This window comes from Arthrobacter sp. U41 (assembly GCF_001750145.1).
GTDB lineage: Bacteria > Actinomycetota > Actinomycetes > Actinomycetales > Micrococcaceae > Arthrobacter.
Genome location: NZ_CP015732.1, coordinates 1,846,156 through 1,862,767 on the forward strand (window position 1 = coordinate 1,846,156; position 16,612 = coordinate 1,862,767).

The 16,612-nt window shown below is 68.7% G+C and carries 16 protein-coding genes; 6 read left to right on the top strand and 10 right to left on the bottom strand.

Annotated features, from left to right (window positions below):
* Nucleotides 1-14 precede the first annotated feature (14 nt).
* The 3 genes from ASPU41_RS08605 to ASPU41_RS08615 form a co-directional block, all read right to left on the bottom strand.
* Nucleotides 15-1,055, bottom strand: coding sequence for a DUF6707 family protein (locus tag ASPU41_RS08605; RefSeq protein ID WP_069950575.1), 1,041 nt, complete (start codon nucleotides 1,053-1,055; stop codon nucleotides 15-17).
* 120 nt (nucleotides 1,056-1,175) lie between these two features.
* Nucleotides 1,176-1,715 carry an NUDIX hydrolase family protein gene (locus ASPU41_RS08610; RefSeq protein WP_069950576.1) on the bottom strand — a complete coding sequence of 180 codons (540 nt, stop codon included), beginning with the start codon at nucleotides 1,713-1,715 and terminating at the stop codon, nucleotides 1,176-1,178.
* 43 nt (nucleotides 1,716-1,758) lie between these two features.
* Nucleotides 1,759-2,526, bottom strand: coding sequence for a hypothetical protein (locus tag ASPU41_RS08615; protein ID WP_069950577.1), 768 nt, complete (start codon nucleotides 2,524-2,526; stop codon nucleotides 1,759-1,761).
* 90 nt (nucleotides 2,527-2,616) lie between these two features.
* Between ASPU41_RS08615 and ASPU41_RS08620 the strand changes: the two genes are divergently transcribed.
* Nucleotides 2,617-3,216, top strand: coding sequence for a YdeI/OmpD-associated family protein (locus ASPU41_RS08620; RefSeq protein ID WP_069950578.1), 600 nt, complete (start codon nucleotides 2,617-2,619; stop codon nucleotides 3,214-3,216).
* 12 nt (nucleotides 3,217-3,228) lie between these two features.
* Here the strand turns inward: ASPU41_RS08620 and ASPU41_RS08625 are convergent, their stop codons facing one another.
* From ASPU41_RS08625 to ASPU41_RS08640, 4 genes are all read right to left on the bottom strand, one after another.
* A complete protein-coding gene (locus ASPU41_RS08625; protein ID WP_197515800.1) occupies nucleotides 3,229-4,404 on the bottom strand; it encodes an ABC transporter ATP-binding protein in 1,176 nt (391 codons plus the stop codon).
* Nucleotides 4,401-5,993 carry an ABC transporter permease gene (locus ASPU41_RS08630; RefSeq protein WP_197515801.1) on the bottom strand — a complete coding sequence of 531 codons (1,593 nt, stop codon included), beginning with the start codon at nucleotides 5,991-5,993 and terminating at the stop codon, nucleotides 4,401-4,403. The genes ASPU41_RS08625 and ASPU41_RS08630 overlap by 4 nt, the downstream gene beginning before the upstream one ends.
* Before the next feature lie 4 nt (nucleotides 5,994-5,997).
* Complete coding sequence (locus tag ASPU41_RS08635; RefSeq protein WP_069950579.1) at nucleotides 5,998-7,053, bottom strand: iron ABC transporter substrate-binding protein; 1,056 nt, start codon at nucleotides 7,051-7,053, stop codon at nucleotides 5,998-6,000.
* Between the two features lie 165 nt (nucleotides 7,054-7,218).
* On the bottom strand, nucleotides 7,219-8,454 hold the full coding sequence (locus tag ASPU41_RS08640; RefSeq protein ID WP_069950580.1) for a glycoside hydrolase family 76 protein: 1,236 nt from the start codon (nucleotides 8,452-8,454) through the stop codon (nucleotides 7,219-7,221).
* 139 nt (nucleotides 8,455-8,593) lie between these two features.
* Here ASPU41_RS08640 and ASPU41_RS08645 point away from each other — a divergent pair, with 139 nt between their 5' ends.
* On the top strand, nucleotides 8,594-9,427 hold the full coding sequence (locus ASPU41_RS08645) for an SDR family NAD(P)-dependent oxidoreductase (RefSeq protein WP_069950581.1): 834 nt from the start codon (nucleotides 8,594-8,596) through the stop codon (nucleotides 9,425-9,427).
* Nucleotides 9,428-9,510: 83 nt separating this feature from the next.
* Nucleotides 9,511-10,650, top strand: coding sequence for an acyl-CoA dehydrogenase family protein (locus ASPU41_RS08650; protein WP_157357105.1), 1,140 nt, complete (start codon nucleotides 9,511-9,513; stop codon nucleotides 10,648-10,650).
* A gap of 10 nt (nucleotides 10,651-10,660) precedes the next feature.
* Here ASPU41_RS08650 and ASPU41_RS08655 read toward each other — a convergent pair whose 3' ends face one another.
* Together ASPU41_RS08655 and ASPU41_RS08660 are read right to left on the bottom strand one after the other, a co-directional pair.
* Entirely contained in the window at nucleotides 10,661-11,518 is an 858-nt protein-coding gene (locus ASPU41_RS08655; protein WP_069950583.1) for a DUF1684 domain-containing protein, read from the bottom strand.
* The gene (locus tag ASPU41_RS08660; RefSeq protein WP_069950584.1) at nucleotides 11,515-12,117 is read right to left on the bottom strand and encodes a TetR/AcrR family transcriptional regulator; all 603 of its coding nucleotides are present in this window, start codon (nucleotides 12,115-12,117) and stop codon (nucleotides 11,515-11,517) included. Before ASPU41_RS08660 ends, ASPU41_RS08655 begins: the two co-directional genes overlap by 4 nt.
* Before the next feature lie 147 nt (nucleotides 12,118-12,264).
* Here ASPU41_RS08660 and ASPU41_RS08665 point away from each other — a divergent pair, with 147 nt between their 5' ends.
* From ASPU41_RS08665 to ASPU41_RS08675, 3 genes are all read left to right on the top strand, one after another.
* Nucleotides 12,265-12,585 (top strand): NAD(P)-binding domain-containing protein, encoded by a 321-nt coding sequence (locus ASPU41_RS08665; RefSeq protein ID WP_231941221.1) that lies wholly within the window; start codon nucleotides 12,265-12,267, stop codon nucleotides 12,583-12,585.
* A 112-nt stretch (nucleotides 12,586-12,697) separates the two neighbouring features.
* Entirely contained in the window at nucleotides 12,698-15,517 is a 2,820-nt protein-coding gene (gene ppc / locus ASPU41_RS08670) for a phosphoenolpyruvate carboxylase (protein ID WP_069950586.1), read from the top strand.
* Nucleotides 15,518-15,560: 43 nt separating this feature from the next.
* Complete coding sequence (locus tag ASPU41_RS08675) at nucleotides 15,561-15,866, top strand: hypothetical protein (protein ID WP_069950587.1); 306 nt, start codon at nucleotides 15,561-15,563, stop codon at nucleotides 15,864-15,866.
* 16 nt (nucleotides 15,867-15,882) lie between these two features.
* Here ASPU41_RS08675 and ASPU41_RS08680 read toward each other — a convergent pair whose 3' ends face one another.
* Nucleotides 15,883-16,506: a DedA family protein gene (locus tag ASPU41_RS08680; RefSeq protein ID WP_069950588.1), complete on the bottom strand. Its 624-nt coding sequence runs from the start codon at nucleotides 16,504-16,506 to the stop codon at nucleotides 15,883-15,885.
* Nucleotides 16,507-16,612 lie beyond the last annotated feature (106 nt).

Sequence of the window (16,612 nt, forward strand, 5' to 3'; positions counted from 1 at the left end):
AGGGGCCAAACGACTCAGGAACGGACGGACTCGAGCTCGTTGCCGATCCGGCGGTCCAGTTCCGGGGCGCCGATGGTTTCCGATCCGCCATGGGCGCGCAGGAACAGCAGCGCCTCAAGCCGCAGGATCCGCCACTCGCGTTCCGCCTCCGGATTCGAGTTGTCCATCGCCCGGAAGATTTCCTTGTCGTACAGGTTTGGTTCGTTCAGCGAACGCTGGCGGACCTTGGCGTTGATCCGCGCCTTGAACGGGTCCGTCTCCATGCCATCGGGGGTGCGGAGGAACTTCTCGTAGACGGCGGCCCGCTCCTCCTGCCCGAGCTGGCGGCAGATGTAGCTGGACAGGGCGAGGGAGGACTCCACCGAGGCCCAGCGGCCCCGGTTGCCGTCGAAGGGCAGCACGTTGAGCAGGTCGGCAACGGCGAGGGCGTTTTCGGCGTCCTTGAGGATGATGAACAGCTCCTGCGCCAGGTCACTGAGGTCCTTGAGGCAGCTGCCGGACTTCGTGTTGATGCCCTTGGCCAGCCGTTCGCTGAGCAGCAGCACTCCCGCCGAGTCCGGGTGTGCCTCCGCCGCCGCCTGCACCACGGACTCGGGAGTGCCCTTGAGGGCGGGGATCAGCGCCAGCTCCTCGTCGCTGGGACCGCTCACCGCGGGCGGCGCGGGCGGCAGGGGAGGAACGACGGCGGCGGGCGCTGCGGCGCCGTCGGGGCTCTCCCCGCCCCTGTCCTGCCCGCCGGATCCGCTCTGGACGCCGGCATCCTCGGGGGCGGCCTGGACGAGCTGCAACGGGGAGGCGGCGTCCCCGGACGCGGTTTCCTCAGCCTGGGCAGGCGCTCCCAGAATCATGACCGTGGAGGCGGCCGCGATCCGGAGTCCGCCGCCGCCGGTGAGGGTCGCCAGGACCACGGCGGGGGTGCCAAAATCGTCGGTTTCGACGTCGACGCGCTGGATCTCAGCGGAACGGTTGCCATCGGGCAGGAGCAGATGATCACCGCTCTGCAGAGAGCCAGCCTGCTGTTCGATGTAGTTCGGGGCGGCTGGGGGGTGGGTCATCGGGAGTCCTTAAATTCTTTTGCGGTCCGCCCTACAGTCTACAAAGGCGCGCGCTGGAAGTCGGGGACGCAGCCCCACCCCCGGGCGTCCCGGGCAATAGTGCGGCCGGCCCGGTGCTTGTCAGTTCCCGACGCCGGCGAAGGCCAGGGCCTGTCGGATCAGGGCACCGCGGCCGCCGTTGAATTCCAGCTGGACATCCGAGCTCATGACTTCCTGCGGGGTCATCCAGGTCAGCTCCAGGGCGTCCTGGCGCGGTGAGCATTCGCCGGTGACAGGGATGATGTAGGCCAGGGCGACGGCGTGCTGCCGGTCATCGGTGAAACCGGTGTGGGACGGGGCAGGGAAGTACTCGGCCACGGTGAAGGGCACCGGGCTGATCGGCAGCTGCGGAAACGCGAGCGGGCCGAGGTCCTTCTCCATGTGGCGCAGCAGGGCCGCACGGATGGTCTCCCGGTACAGCACCCGGCCGGACACCAGCGAGCGGATCATGTTGCCGTCCGCGTCGGCCTGCAGGAGCGTGCCAACCTCGTTCACAAACCCGAGCGGATCCAGCCGGACCGGGACGGCCTCGACGTAGACCATGGGCAGCCGGCCGCGTGCCTCGAACAAATCATCTTCGGAGAGCCAGCCGGGGTTCGGGTCAGGAGTGCGAACGTTCATGGTTAAGTTCTACCCCATCCCCGCGGCCAGGGCGTGGTCGCACTCACCCCAAAGCCGGTGCCGCGGAAATCCAGAGGGGCGGATGGGCCGCTACACCGTCTGCATCGGGGTTGGCCACATGCAGGGTGGGCACGGCTGCTTCCTCGATGACCGCAGCCTCGTGTCCGGCCTCGACAAGCCGTTCACGCAAGGCGTCCAGGTCCCCGGTGTATTCGAAACCGAGTCCGGCGCTCGCGGCGCCTGTGCCTGCGCCGACCATCAGGATCCCGCCGTTCTTCGCCGTGAACGCTTCCGATTCGGCGGTGTCGGCGTCCCCGCCCGGAATCGGGCGGGGCAGGGCGCCGATGTCGCGAAGGGTTCTCGCCGCCGCCACCGCGTCCTCGGAGAACCAGACGACGACGACGGCGACGCCCGGGTCCGCTTCCGCCGCTCCGCCCCAGCTGCCGTCGGCGGCGTGCTTGGCCGGGTCCGCCAGGAAACTGAATCCGTCCGCGGCGGTGACGCGGCAGGAGGGGCCGCGGTCCGCGTCGACGAGTTCGGCGGTGGTCCCGGCGGCGCTGGTCCCGGCGGCCGCGCCGGCTTCTGTGGTGCGGCGGGCGAATTCCGGAAGGTCACCCACCTCGACGCCGAAGGACGTGGTGCCGTCCTCCGCGGAGCCCTCCTCGGTGAAATGGAGGGCGAGGCGGCCCGAGCCGGCGTCGAACTCCCGCCAGGTGGGCTCGTCAACGGTCTTGACCATGCCCAGGTCGGTGAGCAGCCGCTCCCATTCATCAAAACGGGAGGTGAAGTGGATCGGGCGGACACGCAGCATCGTTGCTCCTCAGGGTGAGACGGATTCCAGCTCTCAGGGATATCGTGCCACCAAAGCACCGATTTGGTGAGTGCCGGGCACAATGGTGCCATGGCTGATGAACTCGAGGAGCTGCTGGTAAAGGACGCGGCCGAGTGGCGTGCCTGGCTGGAACAGCACCACGCGGAGAGTCCCGGTGTGTGGCTGGTGCTGCACAAGAAGGGCGGTGCCGTCACGGAGCTGGACTACGAGGCCGCCCTGCAGGAGGCGCTGTGTTTCGGCTGGATCGACGGCCAGGGACGCCGCCGCGACGAGGGGAGTTCCTTCCAGCGGATGACCCGCCGGGGACCGATAAGTGTCTGGTCCGCCCGGAACGTGGAGCGGATCGGCCGCCTCGAGGCCGCGGGCAGGATGGCTCCGGCCGGCCGCGCCGCCGTCGAAAGCGCCAAGGCGGACGGCCGCTGGGAAACCGCCTACTCGGGCGCGGCGACGGCGGAGGTGCCCGAAGACCTGGCCGCGGCCATCGCGGCCGAGCCGCGCGCGCAGGCGATGTTCGAAGTCCTGACCTCGGTGAACAGGTACGCCCTGATCTACCGCACCAACGGGGTTAAACAGGCCGCCACCCGGGCGAAGAAGATCGCGGGATTCGTCGAGATGCTCGCCCGGCACGAAACGCCGTACCCGCAGGCCAAACGCCCGCCCGCGCCCTGACGATCGCCGCAGCTAGGCCGGCGGGAGGTCTTCCACCGGGAAGGCCACGGCTTCGCCGACGACCCGCAGGCAGAGCTCGGTCCCCGGGCGGGCGATCGAGGCGTTCCAGTGCCGGATGGTGATGATCTCACCGCCGCCGGGGTAGCGGTGGTCCGCCACGGCGCCTGCCGCGAGAACGGGCGGGACGGCGAGCTTGAGCCGGACGGTGGTTTCGGGGCCGAAGTAATCGGTGTCCACCACCACGCCGCGGATCGGGCCGTCCTCGGCGATCCGGATCTGTTCCGGGCGCAGCATGAGCTGGACCCGGCCCTGTGCCGGCGGCCGGCGCACGGGGATGCCGCCCAGCGAACAGGTGGCGAGGGATCCTTCCATCCAGGCATCGAGGATGACGGCGTCGCCCAGGAATTCCGCCGTGGCGCGGTCCGCGGGGCGGGTGTAGACGATAAACGGGTTGCCGATCTGCGCCAGCCGCCCGCCGCGCATCACCGCCACCTGGTCCGCGAAGGACAGCGCCTCGCCCTGGTCGTGGGTGACCAGGATGGTCGTGACACCGGCGTCCTGCAGCACCTTGCCGACGGCCCGCCGGGTGGCCACCCGCAGGCCCGCGTCCAGGGCGGAGAACGGTTCGTCCAGCAGCATCAGCTCCGGCTCGCGGGCGAGGGCCCGGGCCAGGGCCACCCGCTGCTGCTGCCCGCCGGAGAGCTGGTGCGGGCGCCGCCTGGCCATGGCAGGGTCCAGGGAGACCATTTCCAGCAGTTCGGCCACCCGCGCCTTAACGCCGCGATGTCCGCCGGTGAGCCTGGCGGAGTCGAGTCCGAAGGAGATGTTCTGCCCGACGCTCAGGTGCGGGAAGAGGGCGCCGTCCTGCGCCACGTAGCCGACATGGCGCTTGTGCGCCGGAACCCAGACGCCGTCACCGGCCACCTTGGCGCCGTCGAGCGAAATGCTCCCGGTGTCGGGGTGCTCAAAACCGGCGATCAGCCGCAGCAGCGTGGTCTTGCCGGAGCCCGAGGGTCCCACGATCGCCGTCGTGCCGCCTTTCGCGACCGACAGGTTGACCCCCTGGAGGACCGCCTGGGAACCGAAGTTCTTGGTGACGGCATTGATCTCCAGGTGGGTGTTGGTGCTGGTGGCCACGGACGCGGCGATCCGCGGTTCCGGGAGCCGGGAAGGGCTGTGTTCGGTCACTGTCCCGCTGCTTTCTTGGACTGCTGGAAGAGGAGGTAGGTCATCGGTGCCGAAATCAGGATCATCAGCAGGGCATAAGGGGCGGCGCCGGCGTAGTCGATTTCGCTGCTCTTGCTCCAGAACTCGGTGGCAAGCGTCCGGGTGCCGTTGGGGGAGAGCAGCAGCGTCGCCGTCAGTTCGTTCACGATCGCCAGGAACACCAGCGCGGCCCCGCCTGCTGCGGCCGGGGCGGTGAGCCGCAGCGTGACCCGGAGGAAGGCCAGCAGGGGCGGCTTGCCGAGCGCCTGGGCGGCCTCGTCGAGTTCCTTCGGCGCCTGGGCGAGGCCGGAACGGATGTTGACCAGTGCGCGCGGAAGGAACAACAGCACGTAGGCCGCGATCAGCAGCGCGGAGGTCTGGTAGAGGCTGGGCGCTGCCTTGATGCTGACCGTCACGAAAGCCAGGCCCACCACGATCCCCGGCATGGAGCTCGTGATGTAGTTCGACAGCTCCAGGGCCTTGCTGAACCAGCTGGGGTGCCGCACGGCCAGGTAGGCCATCGGGAAGGCGACGACGGTGGTGGCCAGGGCGCCGGCGAGGCCGTACATCAGGGTCTGCAGCAGGGCCGGCAGGAACTCGTCCGCGGCCCAGATTTCCGGGCCTCCGGAGAAGATCCAGCGCAGCACGAAGGTCAGTGGCAGGCCGAAGGCCAGCAAGGTGAGCGCGACCAGGAACAGCTGGGCCGGGAGCTGGTAGGCGTGCAGCGGAAGCCGCAGCGCGCGGGCCTGGGCGCCGGAGCCGATCCTGGCGTACCGGGCACTGCCGCGGCTGCGCACTTCAACCAGCAGCAGGATCAGGCAGATAAACACGAGCACACTGGCCAGCATGTTCCCGGCCGTGCCGTTGAAGGTGGACTGGTACTGCACCATGATCGCGGTGGTGAAGGTGTCGAAACGGATCATCGCGAAGGCACCGTATTCGGCCAGCAGGTGCAGGGACACCAGCAGCGCACCGCCGGTCATTGCGATCCGCAGCTGCGGCAGCACCACACGGAAGAAGGCGCGCCAGGCGCCGAGGCCCAGGGACGCCGCGGACTGTTCGATGGCCGGGTCCAGCCGGCTGAGCGTGGCGGCCGCCGGGATGTAGACGAGCGGGAAATAGGACAGCGTGGCGATCAGCACGCCGGACCACAGACCCTCGAGCGAGGGCACCGCGGAGACCCAGGCGTAGCTGTTGACGAACGCGGGGATGGCCAGCGGGGCCGCGAGCAGCACGGCCCACCACTTATGCCCTTTGAGCTGGGTGCGTTCCACCAGCCAGGCGCCGCCGACACCGAGGATGAGGCACAGCGGCACGGTGACCAGCATCAGCAGCACCGTGTTGAGCAGCAGCTCGGCGACGCGTTCCCGGAAGATCAGGTCTACGGCGGTGTCCCACCCGGTGGCCACCGTCATGACGATGACATAGCCCAGGGGAATCAGCGCGAAGAGGGCGATCAGGACCGCCAGGACCGCAATTACGGAAACGCCGAAAGGCGGGCGGGGGCGCTTGCCCCTGCCCGCCGTCGTCGTGCCTCCTGATGTCCCGGGGGCCGCCAGCTTGGTTGTCACGTGGTTACAGCAGTCCTGCCTTGGTCATCAGCTCGGAGACCTTTGCGGAGTTGAGCTTGGCCGGATCCACGGTGGGTGCCTGCAGTTCCGCCAGCGGGACGAGCTTCTCGTTGGCCGGGACATCCGAGGCGATGGCGTACTCGAATGAGTCGCCCTTCTGCAGGACTTCCTGGCCCTTCTTGCCGGTGATGAACTTGACGAAGGCCTGGGCCGCCGCCGCGTTCTTCGAGGAGTTCAGCACGCCGCCGCCGGAGACGGACACGAAGGCGCCCGGATCCTGGTTCTTGAAGTAGTGCGGGGCGACGTTCTTGGAGTTCTCGCCGGTCTTGGCCTGGTCGCCGTAGTAGTAGTAGTGGTAGATCAGCGCGGCGTCGACTTCCCCGGCGTTGACCGCCTTCATGGCCGTGCTGTTGCCCTTGTAAGCCTTGGAGTTTTCCTTCATGCCGCTCAGCCATTCCTCGGTGGCGGCTTCGCCCTTGAGTTCCAGCAGGGCGGAGACGATCGCCTGGAAGTCGGCACCTGACGGCGAGGCCGCCCACTTGCCCTTCCACTCCGGGTTGGCCAGGTCCAGCATGGACTTGGGCAACTGGTCCTCGGTGAACTTGGCCTTGTCGTAGACCAGCACGGTGGAGCGGGCTGCGATGCCGGTCCACTTGTTGGTGGAGGGGCGGAATTCGGCGGGCACCTGGTCGATAGTGGCCTGGTCGACGTCGGCGAAGAGTCCGGCGTTTTCAACCTGGGCCATGGCCGGGGAGTTCTCGGTGAGGAAGACGTCAGCGGGGGAGGCCTGGCCTTCCTGGATGATCTGGTTGGACATCTCGGTGTCCGAGCCCTGGCGCATGGTGACCTTGACGCCGGTTTCTGCGGTGAAGGCGTCCACCCACTCCTTGGTCAGGGACTCATGCTGCGCGTTGTAGACCGTCATCTCGCCGGAGATCTTGGCGTCAGCGGCTGCGCTGCTGCTGGGGGATGTGGAGGTGCCGGAGCCACAGGCGGCCAGGCCGAGCGCGGCGGTGGCGGCAAGTGCGATACCTGCCAGCGCGTTGTTGCGGATCTTCATCGGGGCTGCTTTCTGCAAGGAAGGTTTGGGAACCCTAGCCCCCTGTGAGCGGGGAAGTTAGGGCATGCTCACTACGAAAAACTGTAGGTTAGCCAAACCTAAGCAACCAAGCCGAGAGCCCCTTAAGTGACGAGGATCACATCAATTACGAAACTATTGCGTGTCTTAATTCTTTGTGGGTGATGCGGGGGATGCTTCCGCTGCAGGCGGCGCCGGTGCGCCGCCGGCGATCGCCGCCGCAGCTTCCAGCACCATCCAAGCCTGCAGCTGGGTGGAAAGTTCGACGGCGGCCCCCGCCGGGTGGTCCTGGCGTGCCGGCTGGTGCGGGTGGACGGAGAAGATAATCCGGTTGCCCCGGCCGGGCAGCGGCTCCTGGGCGGAGACGGCCCGGCGGCCCGCCCAGAACGCCTCGGCGGTGTTCTGCACGAGCGCGGCGGCCGTCGCCCTGGTCCCGGCCGGGAGCCGGGAATCGACGGCGGCGAGCGCGAGGTAGCGGGCCAGGATCCCGGTGAAGAGGCCGCCGTCGCCGCCTCCCTCGCAGCGCAGCACGGCGGTGCCGTGCCCCGTCGGCGCGGCCGGGAGGGTGAGGCTCCGCGCCGCGGCAGACACAAGCGAGGCCGCGCGGGCCAGGTTCGCCTCGCCGCCCAGCTCCAGCAGGGCGCCCAGGACCGGGCCCTGGTTGTAGGTGTAGATGGCGCTTTCCAGGACCACCTCGCCGGTGCTGGTGATCCGCAGGCCGTCCCGGTACATTCCCTGTTCCGGGTCAAAAAGCCGGGCATCCAGCCAGTCCAGCAGGGCCTGCGCCTTGGCCGGATTGCCGGTGCGGGCGTAATAGAGCGCCACCGGGGCCGTGGCCGGAGTGTTCTTGAAATCCCGCTTCTTGCTCCAGAACGTGCCCCCGCCGAGGTCGTCCGTGGAGGCGGAAGCGAACTGCAGGGTGAGGCTCTTCAGGACCCTGGCGTTGCGTCGCCGGCCGGCCGCTTTGCGGCTTTGCTCGGCGAGTTGCTCCAGGCGCAGGGTGGACAGCGCGAGCCAGGCCATGTCGTCGTAGTAGTTGTTGACGACGGTGAGGAAGTTGCGCAGCCGGATCCCCGTGACCAGCCGGGACGCGAGCCTGCCGGCGCTGGGCCGGTTCTCGCCGTCGAACCGTTTTCCGGGCCCGCCTCCGGTGCCGAGCTCGCGGCGGCCGGTGTCCACCAGGCAGTCCACGTAGTGCGCCTGCCACCAGTAGTGCCAGGGCAGGGCCAGGTTCTTGAGCCGGCCCGAGGGGCGCACGATCGCCGCGATATGGGTTCCGGGCAGGAAGAAGAGCCGCTGCCCGAACAGCCTGGTCACCGAACGGGCCGCTTCGTCCGCGCGGAATGACCAGTCGGGGGCGGTGGAACTCTCTGCCGGGCTCATGGTTCCAGCCTAGTAGCGGCGGGGTGAAGGTGCGGAATGCCCGAATTCCAGTTAACATTCACTAACTAATGTTCCCTGAAAGTTCGTGACGCTGCACACGGTGTCGTGGCGGGTTCCGGTTCCACATCAAGGAGGATGCATGGACATCAAAGGTACAGTTGCGCTGATTACGGGCGGGGCCTCCGGCCTGGGCGCTGCAACGGCGCGCCGCCTGTTCGACGCCGGCGCCTCCGTAGTGCTGGTGGACCTGCCCGGCTCCGCCGGCGACGCCTTCGCCGCCGAGCTGAACGCCGGGGTCAAGGCCCGGACGGCGGCCCCCGGCGCCGGCAGCCCGATGGAGCCGGCCAACACGGCGGTCTTCGTTCCCGGCGACGTCACCAGCGAGGAAGAGGTGCAGGCCGCCGTTGACGCCGCCGTCGCCCTCGGCCCCCTGCGGATCGTGGTCAACTGCGCCGGGATCGCCACCCCCGGCAAGGTCCTGGGCCGGGACGGCGTTCTGCCGCTGGAGAACTTCAGCCGCGTCATCCAGATCAACCTCGTGGGCACCTTCAACGTCATCCGCCTTGCGGCGGCGGCGATGGCGGCGACCGAACCCGCGGTGACCGAGCTCGGCGGGCCGGAGCGCGGCGTCATCATCAACACCGCCTCCGTCGCCGCGTTTGACGGCCAGATCGGCCAGCCGGCCTACGCGGCGTCCAAAGGTGCGGTGCACGCGATGACGCTTCCGATCGCCCGCGAACTCGCCCGGTCGCTGATCCGCGTGGTCACGATCGCGCCGGGCATCTTCGAGACGCCCATGATGGCCGGGCTGCCGCAGGAAGCCCAGGATTCCCTCGGGCAGCAGGTGCCACACCCGTCCCGGCTGGGCCGCCCCGCCGAATACGCAAATCTCGCCGCGCACATCGTGGAGAACGCCATGCTCAACGGCGAGACCATCCGCCTCGACGGTGCCATCCGGATGGGACCGAAGTGATACGGACCGGGCTCGCCGGTTCCCCGTCGCCCGCCGCCTCCGTCGAGGGGCTGCCGACCGCCGACTTCTTCGACTTCGTGTCGATGCTCAACGCCGCGGAACAGGCCAAACTGGCCGAACTGCGCACGTTCCTGGCCCGCGAGGTGGCGCCCTTTGCCGGCGAGTGGTGGAACAAGGCCGAGTTCCCCGCGCAGATCCTGCCCAAACTGGCGGCCCTCGAACTCAGCGCCCCGGCCCAGCGCGGCTACAGCCATCTGTTCGCCGGGCTGGTCATCGCCGAGATGACCCGGGTGGACACCTCGCTGGCGACGTTCTTCCTGGTCCACCATGACCTCTTCGTCGAATCGCTCTACGGCTTCGGCTCCGAGGAACAGAAGGCACGCCTGCTCGATGACGCCGCGAACCTCCGGACCACCGGCGCCTTCGCCCTGACCGAACCGGAGCATGGCTCCGACGTGGCCGGCGGGATGGAGACCGTCGCCCGGCGTGTTCCCGGCGGGGCGCCCGACGGCGGCGACACCTGGGTCCTCAACGGTGCCAAACGCTGGATCGGCAACGGGACGTTCTGCGACTACCTGCTGGTGTGGGCCCGTGACGAGGCCGACGGCGGCATCCGCGGCTTCATCGTGGATGCGACCCTTCCCGGCGTGAGCCGGAGCAGGATCGAGAACAAGATCGCGCTGCGCACGGTGCAGAACGCGGACATTGTCTTCAAGGACGTCGAGGTGGCGGAGTCGGACCGCTTCGCCGGTATCAACAGCTTCGAGGACACCAATGAGCTGCTGCGCGGCTCGCGCATAATGGTCGCTTGGCAGGGTGTCGGGCAGCAACTGGCCGCGTTCGACGTCGCCCGGCAGTACGCCGTCGAGCGCCGGCAGTTCGGGCGGCCGCTGGCCAAATTCCAGCTGGTCCAGCAGCAGCTGGTGACGATGCTGGGCAATGCCGTGGCGAGCATGGGGATGATGGTCCGGATCGCGCAGCTGCAGGAGCGGGGCGCCGCTGACATGCCCCAGGTGGCGCTGGCGAAGTCCTATGTGAGCGCCCGGATGCGCGAGACCGTGGCGATGGGCCGGTCCCTGCTGGGCGGCAACGGGATCGTCACCGACTACCGGATGGCCAAGATCTTCGCCGACGCCGAGGCGATCTACACCTATGAGGGCTCGTTCGAGATCAACACGCTGATCGTGGGCCGGGCCGTGACCGGGGTGTCCGCGATCGTCTAGACGATCCCGTCTAGAACAGCGCCGGCTCTTTCTCGCCGGCCTCGATCCGGTAGTCCAGGCTGTTGTTCTTCACCGGCATGGGGCAGGTGCCGTACGGGGTGAAGGCGCTCGGGTAGTTGATGGCCCGGTTGAAGTCCAGGATGACCGTCCGGTTTCCCAGGGCATCAACCCGGGGCCGGGCCGTGGAGACCTTCCGCCACTCGGCTGTTGCCAGTTCCGGCTGTTCTGCCCCGTTGGTCTCGTCATGGAACGTGACCGTCAGCGCGCCGAGTTTTTCCTCTTCGGCCTGCAGGTGGAACTCGTGGTCCTTGCCGGGGAGCCGGAACACCAGTTCGCCGACAGACCGGTGGACCCCGTCGACCAGCGGGTTGGCGGTGCCGGTCGGGACGTCCACGGGCTCCGGATACGGGAGGAACCGGGCCTCGACCACCAGATCCGGCCGGTAGCCAAAGGTGGGGACGCCGTCGAACTCGGTGAACACCGGAGACTTGGAGTCCCTGGTGCGGATGGCATATTTCCCCGCGCGCATGGCGAGTTCCACCACCACCTGCCGGCCGTCGTCGCCCCCGTACTGGACCCACAGCAGCGATTCCTCATCGGCCAGCGCCGCGCTGATGGTGCCGTCCACCGGCTCCCCGGTCTCCACGAGGGTCAGTCCCTCGGCCGCTGCGGCGGTGAGGAACGCCGTCGTGCCGTCGGTGGACCAGAGCCCGGGGACGAGTTCGACGGCGGCCGGACGGTCTTCCAGCCACTGGAAAGAGGTCAGCGTAAGCCAGCCGTACTCGCTGGCCAGCGCCGTGTTGCGGCTGCTGCGGAAGCGCTGCCAGCGGGCGAGCTGGGCGTCCGGATCGGGGTGCGTTGTGTTCACGGGTTCCTTCCAAGGCTTGCGGCCACGAGTTGTGCCGCGGTGTCGCGGGCGGCGATGGCCGCCGCGGGGTCGGCGTCGAGCACGCCGCTGGCCAGGCCGCCATCGAGCACCAGGGTGAGGCTGCGGGCGAGCTGGTCCGGGTCCCGGGCCCCGGCCTGGGCGGCCAGGTCCCGGATCCAGGCCCGGATGTGTTCCTTGTGCGCCACGGTCCGGAGGTGGACGCGGGTTCCGGAGGCGGACTCGGCGGCGGCGTTGATGAAGGCGCAGCCGCGGTAGCCGTCGCCGCGGCAGGCGCCGGCCAGCGCGTCGAACAGCCCCACGAGCTGGGCCGCGGGGTCGGGTCCGGCGGCTTCCGCGGCGGCGTGCAGCTGCCCGGTCCAGAGGCCGTCCACCTTCTCCAGATAGGCCAGGATCAGCTCGTCCTTGGCCGGAAAGTACTTGTAGAACGTGGCCTTGGCTACGCCGGATTCGGCGATGATCGTGTCGATGCCCGCGGCCCGGAGCCCGTGCGCATAGAACAGCCGGAAGGCGGTGGCGAGGATCTTGTCCCTGGCCTGGCCGGTGCGGGCGGCCGGCGTGGCTGTGGCTGGCGGCATCATGGCTCCATGGTACCCAGACAGCTCTGTCTATGGTTGTTCCGGGCAGGCCTGTCTGATAGCGTCCTGCTCAATAGTAGACCGACCTGTCTACCCCTCGTTGTGATGCATCAGCAGCCTGAAACAGAGGCAGCCGGAAGTGAGGACACCATGAGGATTGCAGTATTGGGAACCGGAACCGTCGGTCCCGCGATCGCCGGGGCGCTGTCCGCTCTGGGTCATGACGTGGTGATCGGAACGCGGGATCCCCGGGCGACGCTGGCCCGGACCGGGCCCGGGGCGACGGGGGGACCAGCCGTGAAGGGCCTGCTCAAAGGCTTCGGGCACCGGGACATCATCGATCTGGGCGACATCACCACCGCCCGCGGCGCCGAAATGATCCTGCCGGTCTGGCTGCGGATCTGGGGCGCACTGGGCACCGGTGTGTGTTCAACTTCAAAATCGTCCGCCAGGGAAGCTGACACTATCTGAGACGGATTCCCATGCCGCCCGGCATCCGGGTAGCATCCTGTAGGAAGAAAGTAACCCGGCTCACAGTATCCAGCGCAGTGTACGAGCCAAGTCCTCCCGAAAGATTGTTTCCATGGCTGACACTGCAACGAACCCCGGCGCCGATCTCGCCTCCGAACTGCGGGCCGACGTCCGCCGGGTGTCCACCCTCCTCGGCGAATCCCTGGTCCGCCAGCACGGGCCCGAGCTGCTGGACCTGGTGGAGCAGGTGCGCCTGCTGACCAAGGAGTCCAAGGAAGCCGCCCGTGGCGGCGCGGATGCCACCGGGCCGTGGAGCTCGTACGACGTCGTCGCCCAGGTCCGCGAACTGCTCGGCTCGCTGCCGCTGGAGCAGGCGACCGACCTGGTCCGCGCCTTCGCCTTCTACTTCCACCTGGCCAACGCGGCCGAGCAGGTGCACCGGGTCCGCGGGCTGCGCACCCGGCAGGAAAAGGACGGCTGGCTGGCCAAAGCGGTCACCGACATCGCCGCCCAGGCCGGCCCCTCCGTTCTGCAGGCCGTGGTCAATGAACTCGACGTCCGCCCCGTCTTCACCGCGCACCCCACCGAGGCGTCCCGCCGCTCCGTGCTGGACAAGGTCCGCCGGCTCTCCGACATCCTTGCCGAGACCACCGCGGAGGGCACGTCCGCCCGCCGCCGCCAGGACCGGCAGCTCGCCGAGGTCATCGACCAGATGTGGCAGACGGACGAACTCCGCCAGGTCCGGCCCACCCCGGTGGACGAAGCCCGGAACGCGATCTACTACCTCACCGGAATCCTCGGCGACGCCCTGCCGGAAATGCTCTCGGACCTCTCGGAGCTGCTCGGCGAACACGGCGTCACCCTCCACGTGGAGAAGGCGCCCATCCGCTTCGGCTCCTGGATCGGCGGCGACCGGGACGGCAACCCGAACGTCACCGCAGCCGTCACCCGCGAAATCCTGCAGATCCAGAACCAGCACGCCGTCCGGATCAGTATCACCCTGATCGACGGGCTGATCTCCATCCTGTCGAACTCAACGGCACTCGCCGGGGCGGACCTGGAGCTGCTGGACTCGATCGACGTCGACCTCAAGAACCTGCCGGGTTTGGACCGCCGGGTCCTTGAACTGAACGCCCAGGAGCCCTACCGGCTCAAGCTCACCTGCATCAAGGCCAAGCTGCTGAACACCGCCCGGCGGGTTTCGGCCGGATCGGCGCACGAGCCGGGCCGCGACTATACCGCCACCGCGGAGCTCCTCGCCGAGCTGGGCCTGCTGGAGCGCTCGCTCCGCAACCACCATGCCGCGCTCGCCGCCGACGGCGCCCTGGCCCGGGTCCGGCGCGCCATCGCCTCCTTCGGCCTGCACCTGGCCACGCTCGACATCCGCGAACACGCCGACCACCACCACGACGCCGTCGGGCAGCTGATGGACCGCCTCGGCGGGCCAGGCGTCCGGTACGGGGAACTCAGCCGTTCCGAGCGGCTCGAGGTGCTCGGTTCCGAGCTCGCCTCCCGCCGCCCGCTCTCCGGCCACCCGATCAAGCTCGACGGCGTCGCCGACGGCACCTACGACGTCTTCCGCGAGATCCGGCGGGCCCTGCGCACCTACGGCCCGGACGTCATCGAGACGTACATCATTTCGATGACCCGCGGCGCGGACGACGTCCTGGCCGCGGCGGTGCTGGCCCGCGAGGCGGGGCTGGTCAACCTCTTCGGCGAGACCCCCTATGCCAGGATCGGCTTCGCGCCGCTCCTGGAAACCGTGGAGGAGCTGCGGGCCTCGGCCGAAATCGTGGACCAGCTGCTCTCGGATGCCTCCTACCGCGAGCTGGTCCGGCTGCGCGGGGACGTGCAGGAAATCATGCTCGGCTATTCGGACTCCAACAAGGAGTCCGGCGTCATGACCAGCCAGTGGGAGATCCACAAAACCCAGCGCAAGCTCCGGGACATCGCGGCGAAGCACGGGGTGCGGGTGCGCCTGTTCCACGGCCGCGGCGGCTCCGTGGGCCGCGGCGGCGGGCCGACCTACGATGCCATCATGGCGCAGCCGAACGGGGTGCTGGAAGGCGAGATCAAGTTCACCGAACAGGGCGAGGTCATTTCGGACAAGTACTCGCTGCCGGAACTCGCCCGCGAGAACCTCGAACTCTCGCTCGCGGCGGTCATGCAGGGCTCCGCGCTGCACCGCACCCCGCGCACCTCGGAGGACCAGCGCGAACGCTACGGCCACGTGATGGAGACCATTTCCGACGCCGCCTTCGCCCGGTACCGGACACTGATCGATGACCCGGACCTGCCGGCCTATTTCATGGCGTCCACCCCGGTGGAACAGCTGGGGTCCCTCAACATCGGCTCCCGGCCGTCCAAACGGCCCGATTCCGGCGCAGGGCTCGAAGGCCTGCGGGCGATCCCTTGGGTGTTTGGCTGGACGCAGTCGCGGCAGATCGTTCCCGGCTGGTTCGGTGTGGGCTCCGGGCTCAAGGCCGCCCGCGAAGCCGGCCACTCGGCCCAGCTGGTGGAGATGATGGACGGCTGGCATTTCTTCCGCTCGGTGCTCTCCAACGTGGAAATGACGCTGGCGAAGACGGACATGGACATCGCCGGCTACTACGTCTCCACCCTGGTCCCCGAGGAGCTGCACCACCTGTTCCGTGCCATCAGGGCCGAATACGAGCTGACCGTCACCGAGATCCAGCTCCTGACCGGCGAGGCACTGCTGCTCGACGCGCAGCCGACGTTGAAGCGCTCACTGGAGATCCGGGACCAGTACCTCGACCCGATCAGCTACCTCCAGGTGGAACTGCTGCGCCGCATCCGCTCCGAGTCCGCGGCCGGGGAGAGCATGCCCAATGCCGAGATCGACGAACGCCTCCAGCGTGCCATGCTCATCACGGTCAACGGCGTGGCGGCGGGCCTGCGCAACACGGGCTGACCCCCGGAGGGGGCCCGGAGACCCGTCCCGATAGGGTGGTTGCATGCCGTCGTTCCAGACCAGACTGAAGATCACCGGGCTCAAGCCGGGCAACCCGCCCGAGGCCGTGATGGCCGCGGCCGTCGAGGCGCTGGAGACCCGGCACCACGTCGAAGCGAACCAGCTCGACCTGGCCGGCGGGGTTCCGCAACTGAACCTGCGCTTCCTCGTCGAGCCGACCTCCTACAGCGGCGAGAACCGCCAGGCGCTGGAGTCGGCAGCAATGATGCGCGACGCCGTCGAACGCGTTGCGGTGACCGGCAGCCTGCTGGTGCTCCGCCGCAACCGCGGCCGCTGGGCGCCCGTGTAGCTGCCGGGGGCCCGGCTCAGAAGTCCAGTTCCTCCTCGGGCCCGTCCACGGCAGGGGAACGGCCTCGCCGCCGGGTGACAATCACGCCCACGACGACGCCGATCACGACTCCGATTACGACGCCGATTACCGAGCTCATCCAGAAGGGCAGCCCGGTGGCAGCGCCCGTGACGTAGCCCAGACCGACGGACCAGACCGCCCAGAGGAGGCCGCCGAGTGCTGCGCAGAGGCTGAAACCGCGGGTGGAGACGTTGGCGATCCCGGCCGCCGCAGTCGTCGCCAGGCGTCCGCCGGGGATGAAGCGGATCCCGATGATCGCACCGTAGGTCGTTGACCGGCCCGCCTTCCCGATCGCTGTATGCACGGCCTGGTGGAACCAGCGGCCCCACCGCCAGCGGTCCAGGGCACGGCTCAGGCGCCTTTTGAAGAGCTGGAACACCAGGATGTCGCCGAGCCAGGACGCCGCCGTGGCGAGAAGGACCACCAGGAAGGCGTTGGCGCGCCCGACGGCGGACATGGCGCCGCCGGTGATCACGACCACTTCGGACGGCAGGGGCGGAAAAATGGCGTCGCCCATGACAACCGGGATGATCCAGAAATAGATCATGTCCCGCCAGCTGTCCGCGTTGCCGAAGTCCATGGGCACAAGCTACCTCATTTCCGGCCGGAAACCCGTCCGTGACGGGGCGCTGGCCGGCGGGAAGCCCGTCACGGACGGGCACCGGCCTGCCCGGTTCCGGGACTCT

Coding starts and splice junctions, on each gene's coding strand:
- ASPU41_RS08605 (WP_069950575.1), bottom strand. CDS start 1,055: ATGACCCACCCCCCAGCCGCCCCGAACTACATCGAACAGCAGGCTGGC.
- ASPU41_RS08610 (WP_069950576.1), bottom strand. CDS start 1,715: ATGAACGTTCGCACTCCTGACCCGAACCCCGGCTGGCTCTCCGAAGAT.
- ASPU41_RS08615 (WP_069950577.1), bottom strand. CDS start 2,526: ATGCTGCGTGTCCGCCCGATCCACTTCACCTCCCGTTTTGATGAATGG.
- ASPU41_RS08620 (WP_069950578.1), top strand. CDS start 2,617: ATGGCTGATGAACTCGAGGAGCTGCTGGTAAAGGACGCGGCCGAGTGG.
- ASPU41_RS08635 (WP_069950579.1), bottom strand. CDS start 7,053: ATGAAGATCCGCAACAACGCGCTGGCAGGTATCGCACTTGCCGCCACC.
- ASPU41_RS08640 (WP_069950580.1), bottom strand. CDS start 8,454: ATGAGCCCGGCAGAGAGTTCCACCGCCCCCGACTGGTCATTCCGCGCG.
- ASPU41_RS08645 (WP_069950581.1), top strand. CDS start 8,594: ATGGACATCAAAGGTACAGTTGCGCTGATTACGGGCGGGGCCTCCGGC.
- ASPU41_RS08650 (WP_157357105.1), top strand. CDS start 9,511: ATGCTCAACGCCGCGGAACAGGCCAAACTGGCCGAACTGCGCACGTTC.
- ASPU41_RS08660 (WP_069950584.1), bottom strand. CDS start 12,117: ATGATGCCGCCAGCCACAGCCACGCCGGCCGCCCGCACCGGCCAGGCC.
- ASPU41_RS08665 (WP_231941221.1), top strand. CDS start 12,265: ATGAGGATTGCAGTATTGGGAACCGGAACCGTCGGTCCCGCGATCGCC.
- ppc (WP_069950586.1), top strand. CDS start 12,698: ATGGCTGACACTGCAACGAACCCCGGCGCCGATCTCGCCTCCGAACTG.
- ASPU41_RS08675 (WP_069950587.1), top strand. CDS start 15,561: ATGCCGTCGTTCCAGACCAGACTGAAGATCACCGGGCTCAAGCCGGGC.
- ASPU41_RS08680 (WP_069950588.1), bottom strand. CDS start 16,506: ATGGACTTCGGCAACGCGGACAGCTGGCGGGACATGATCTATTTCTGG.